Origin of the sequence: Xenorhabdus thuongxuanensis (assembly GCF_001908095.1) — a bacterium.
Lineage (GTDB): Bacteria > Pseudomonadota > Gammaproteobacteria > Enterobacterales > Enterobacteriaceae > Xenorhabdus > Xenorhabdus thuongxuanensis.
On sequence record NZ_MKGR01000086.1, the window covers coordinates 1 to 992 of the forward strand.

Annotated in this window: 2 protein-coding genes; both read right to left on the reverse strand. The window is 47.7% G+C overall.

The window, feature by feature from the left end; genetic code table 11:
* Positions 1 to 7: 7 nt before the first annotated feature.
* On the reverse strand, positions 8 to 532 hold the full coding sequence (locus Xentx_RS18125) for an IS630 family transposase (RefSeq protein ID WP_074021873.1): 525 nt from the start codon (positions 530 to 532) through the stop codon (positions 8 to 10).
* Positions 533 to 569: 37 nt separating this feature from the next.
* Positions 570 to 992 (reverse strand): helix-turn-helix domain-containing protein (locus Xentx_RS18130; RefSeq protein ID WP_208607609.1); only part of this gene is annotated, 423 nt, incomplete at its 5' end.

Genomic DNA, 992 nt, shown 5'->3' on the forward strand with positions numbered 1-992 from the left:
TAAGTCCTCAAGAGAAATTAATTGCAAATTGGTCACCATAACCAGCTAATAATGTATTGATCTCATATTCCATGGTTTCCTGAGTCCAGGTGATAAAACGTCGCCAGTGGTATTTCGCCTCCCTCCAGACGATTTCAATCAGATTCAGTTCTGGGCTGTAGGCGGGAAGGTAAAGTAAAAACAGGTTGTGCTCTCGTAACCAGCGATTTTTAATTTTTTCATCGATCCCATGATGGATAGGCGCATTATCTAACACGACAACTGTCAGGCGATGATCTCCTTGTTGGGCAACCTGCGCTAAAAAATCAATGACATTACTCCGCGTGACACTGCTTGATATTATCTGATAAAACAGCGTGTTATCAGTGTAATTTAGCGCACCTAGCACTGACCGTCTGACAGCGCTTTGAGGCTCTGCTTCATGGGGCTTACCTCGTGGACTCCATCCATATTGTACCGCTGGGGAGGCAGAAAAACCCGCCTCATCAAAATAGACTAGACGGTAATGACCTGACCGTGCGCCCGCCTTCATTTTATTCAACAAGGCGGCTTTTTCAGCAAATTCCGCTTCATGGCGTTTTTTTTAAAGACAAGCGAGCTCGCTTATAGGTTAATCCTTGTCTTTTCAGGGTATTAGCCAGCGTCTCCAGTGTACAGGGCAAAGGGCCATGCTTATCCTCAACTTTCTGTGCGATTCGGGCTAGCGTCAGAGATTCTGCGCGAGCGGATTCGACCGCGGTGGCAATCATCTCAGGTGTCATGGCGGGATATCGACCACCGACATGGCCCCCTAATAATCCCGCTATCCCTGAATCATGCCAGGCGTGAACCCAGTCATAGATAACTCTGAGACTACATCCTATCTCCTCGGCGATCTGACGGGGTTTGATGCCTCTGGCAAGCATGAGTAACCCCGTTCCTCGCGTACGGATGTCCCGATGTATGTGGTTCAAAGCAAGTTGTTGTAATGTAATACGTTCTGGTTCAGACAG